2 protein-coding genes are annotated in these 4,095 nt (G+C 64.6%); both read right to left on the bottom strand.

What is annotated here, in order from left to right; translation table 11 throughout:
* Nucleotides 1-21: 21 nt before the first annotated feature.
* Complete coding sequence (locus NP534_RS25945; RefSeq protein ID WP_274100621.1) at nt 22-1,698, bottom strand: aryl-sulfate sulfotransferase; 1,677 nt, start codon at nt 1,696-1,698, stop codon at nt 22-24.
* A 17-nt stretch (nt 1,699-1,715) separates the two neighbouring features.
* On the bottom strand, nt 1,716-4,052 hold the full coding sequence (locus tag NP534_RS25950; protein WP_274100622.1) for a TonB-dependent receptor: 2,337 nt from the start codon (nt 4,050-4,052) through the stop codon (nt 1,716-1,718).
* Between the last annotated feature and the right edge of the window lie 43 nt (nt 4,053-4,095).

A 4,095-nucleotide genomic window follows, 5' to 3' on the forward strand; every position in this document is an offset into this window, starting at 1 on the left:
CTTCCGATCTACGATCAAACCTCAAAACGCCGTGGCCAAGTCGATCACCAGCGCCCGATACCCCACGCTCCCCGGCTGGCGGCTGTGCACCTTCAATTCCACCAGCACCTCCTGCGTCCCACGCCGTACCTCGTTCAGCACCGTAGTGGTCAGTTTCTCTGGCGTGAGGAAATTCACCGATGCCGAATAAATGAACTGGGTATCGGTCTCGGGCCGGTACGCCACCACCGACGTCACCGGGCTGTACCACTCGTCACCGCGCTGCTTGCCGTACTCCCACACCTGCTCGACCGTGCCCTTGGCCTCGTCGACCTTGTATTCCACCGCGCGGCTGTAGTTGCCGGTCAGTTTGGTCGGGGCAAAGTCACGCCCCCAGCCGTTGTCGAACACGGTCAAGGTGCCTTTGCCGGTCAGCCAGGCCGTGTGCTGGGTCCAGGACCAGTCAAAGCCCTCGCTTTCAACCGGGGTCAGCACCTTGTCCCGCAGCCGCTGCGGCCAGCCTTGGGGCGAAGCGAGGATCCACTTCACCGCCTTGTCACGGCCAATCTTCACCACCCCTTGATGGCGTGCTGAAACGATGATGCTGTCGTCATCTGCGTCGTAATCGATGGCATTGACGTGCGCCCAGTTGCGCCCGGTACCCACCCCAGGGGTGTCACCGAACGGCAGATCGCCTTCGGCCAGCTCGTTGGCCAGCCGGTCGTCCTGCTTCTGCACCCCTTCGGGCAGCTGGATCGCAGCCTTGCCAAGGGTTTCCAGCAGGTCGCCACGGTACGGGTCGAGGATCTGGTTCAGGTCCCAGAAGTCGAGTACATCCCCCGCCTCGTTGACCTCGATGATGTGGTCGCGGATCGAGCGCACGCGCTTGCCGTCCGGGCGGCGGTAGTCGCTGGTGCCCACCCGCAGCAGGTAGCTGCCGTTGGCGGTCTCGCGGATTTCGTGGGAGAAGTCGGCAAACTTGTCCGGCAAGCTGCGTTGCCAGATACGTCGGCCGAGCAGGTCGTACTTGGAGTAGGTCTGGCCCTGGCCCCAGATCAACTTGCCATCGCGGGTCTGCTGGAAGCCCATGGTGCCACCCAGGCCGTCACGGCGGTTGGAATCGTGGATCTGCTCGATGTCCAGGTACCAGCGCACGTCGCCATTAGTGTCGGCGATCCAGTTGTTGCCCACCTGGTCCCACTCGGCGGCACCCCCCAGGCCATTCCACTTGAAGGCCCGGCCACCGGGGATATCACCCTGCAGGTGGTTGAACAGGTACAGGCGCTGCTCGAAGCCTGGCGCGACCTTGACCGGCTCGACCTCAGGCAACGCCGCAGTCTGCCTGGCCACCACCGGCAGACGCACCGCCGGCGCGTAGACCTGATAACGCTCGCGGATGCGCTCGCCGTCGAGCTTGTAGGTCACTTCCACCTGGTTGACGTAGTCGGGGTAAAGGCCGAACACCGGAATGCCGCCATAGGTCCAGAGCGAGCGGTCGGACACCTCGTAGGCGATATCCACGCCCCGCTCGCCGCGGCCCAGTACCCGCACATGGGCCGCGCTCAGTGCGCGCCCGCCGTCGCGGATGATGGCCGTCAGCGGGGCCAGGCGGTACGGGTTGACCAGCACATCGCCCAACAGTGCCGCATCGGGTGCAGGGACCTTGGCGGTGAGGCAGGCGCCTTCAGGCAGTGCGGGGGTTTCGGTTTTGGCATTCATGGCAAAGCTCCTTGTGCTCAGAAGTCGTAACGGGCGGTGGCGCCGAAGGTGCGAGGCGTGCCGAGTACCCCGGCATAGCCACCGTTGGCGGAGTTCCACAGGCTGGTGAAGTAGGTCTTGTCGCCGGCGTTTTTCACCCACAGCGACAGGTCGAGCACGCCGTCGCCCTGGTCCAGGCGCACGCCGGTGGACAGGTTGACCAATGCGTAACTGGGGATCTGGCCGAAATCGGAGTCGTCGATGGTGCCCACCGCCCTGGAGCGGAAGGCATAGCTGGCGGTGACATAGGGCTCGATGCGCTCGGCCAGCTGCCACTTGTACTGGGCGTTGAGGTTGGCGATGTACTTGGAGGCGCCGACCACCTGGTGGCCCGACAGGTCGCAGGTAGCGGTGGCATTGGCCAGGCTGACCTCTGGCGGGCATGGCGCATCGTCGTACTCGGTGTAGCGCACATCGTTCCATGAGCCGTTGAAGTTGACCGTGAGGCCGCGCACCGGCAGCGCCGTGGCCTCGAACTCCAGGCCCCGCGAACGCACGCGCCCGGCGTTGGCCAGGTATTGCACGCGGTTGACCTGGTCATACACGTTGGCCTGATAACCATGCACTTCGGCCCAGAACAGGTTGGCGTTGAGCTGCAGGCGATCGTCGAACAGCGTGCTCTTGACCCCGACTTCGGCATTGTTGACGCGCTCGGTCCCCACCAGCAGCGAGTCAGTGCCCAGGCGAGGCGCGGCGCCGACGGTCAGGTTGATACCACCGGACTTCTCACCGTGGGTCAGGGTGGCGTAGCCCAGTACCTGGTCGTTGAAGCGGTAACTCACGCCAAGCAGGCCAGAGGGGCTGAAGCTGTACTGGTTGAGGTCGCCCGAGTCATAGGCGCCCACCCGGCCCTGACGCGCCGCTGCTACCGCGCCGGTGACCGTCGCGCCGCCGGTTGGTGCATCGCGGGTCACCCAGGCACTCTTCTCTTCGTAGGTGCCGCGGATGCCGGCAGTGAAGTCGAGGCGGTCGGTGACGTGCCAGGTGCCCTGGGCGAACAGCGCATAGCTGTCGGTGTCGATGTGCCCGTCACCCAAGGTGTTGACGTTGTTCAGGGCGCCAGCCGGGGTGAGGTTCCAGGTATCGGCCTGGGGGCCGTAGTAAGTGAACGATGTGTTGTCCAGGTCCTGCTTGAAGTAGTACGCGCCCAGCACGTAGTCGAAGGCGCCACCGGTGGGCGAAGCCAGGCGGATTTCCTGCGAGTACTGCTTGTCGCGTACCGACACCCCGGCGCTGTAGAACACCGGCACGTCCAGGCCATCGTCGTTGCGCGGGGTGAAGTCCCACCAGCGGTAGGCGGTAATCGACGTCAGGGTGAAATCATTGGGCAGGGTCCAGTTGGCCTCTACCGAGGTGCCACCCTGGAACACCGTTACCTGCTGGTCGGCGTCGAAATTAACCTTGCGGTCCTTGCCCGACACCAGCGTCGCCCCGGCCTGGGCGGCCAGGCTCTCGTAGCGGTTGACGCCATTGAGGGTGGGGCCAGTGCTGTACAGGCTGAGGATGCCGTTGTTGGAGTCTTCTTCGTTGTACTCGCCGATCCAGCGCAGGTTGAAGGTTTCGCTGGGCTTGAACAGCAGTTGGGTGCGAAAGCCCTGGCGCTTGCCGCCGTTGAGGTCGTCGCCGTTGTGGATGTTTTTCACATAGCCATCGTCTTCGCTGCGGTAGGCGCTGATGCGCCCGGCCAGGGTGTCGCTGATCGGCCCCGAGAAGCTGCCTTGGGTTTGCAGGTAACCGTCCTCGCCGATGGACTGCTGAATGCTGCCCTCGCGGTGGAAGGTCGGCTTGCGCGTGGTGATGTTGAGCACGCCGGCGGTGGTGTTCTTGCCGAACAGCGTGCCTTGCGGGCCGCGCAGCACTTCAAGCTGCTCGACATCCAGCAGGTCGAATACCGCCATGCCGGGGCGGCCGAGGTAGACGTTGTCCAGGTAGATGCCAACGCTGCCTTCCAGGCCATCGCTGGCCGGGTTGTTGCCCAGGCCACGAATCGAGATGCTCGACTGACGCGCATGCACATAGGCGACGTTGGTGCTCGGCACCAGCTGCTGCAGGTCCTGCACGCGGTAGATGCGCTGGGTTTCCAGGGTTTCGCTGTTCAGCACGCTGATCGGCGTGGGCACGCTTTGCGCGGTTTCCTCACGCCGGCGGGCGTTGACGGTAACGGTGCCAAGTTTGGCTTCCTGCTCCACGGCGGGGGCGCTAGTGGCAGGCGTTTCGGCGAAGCTGCCACTGGATGCCGCCAGCAGCACGCCAGCGGCCAGGGGTTGCAGGGTGAACCGCGATGCGCGCGCAGGCCAACGGTAAACTCGGGACATGCTGATGCTCCTTGAGGCATGGGCCCTGGGCGAGCATTTCCGT

The organism is Pseudomonas sp. 39004 (assembly GCF_028682155.1).
GTDB classification, from domain to species: domain Bacteria; phylum Pseudomonadota; class Gammaproteobacteria; order Pseudomonadales; family Pseudomonadaceae; genus Aquipseudomonas; species Aquipseudomonas capeferrum.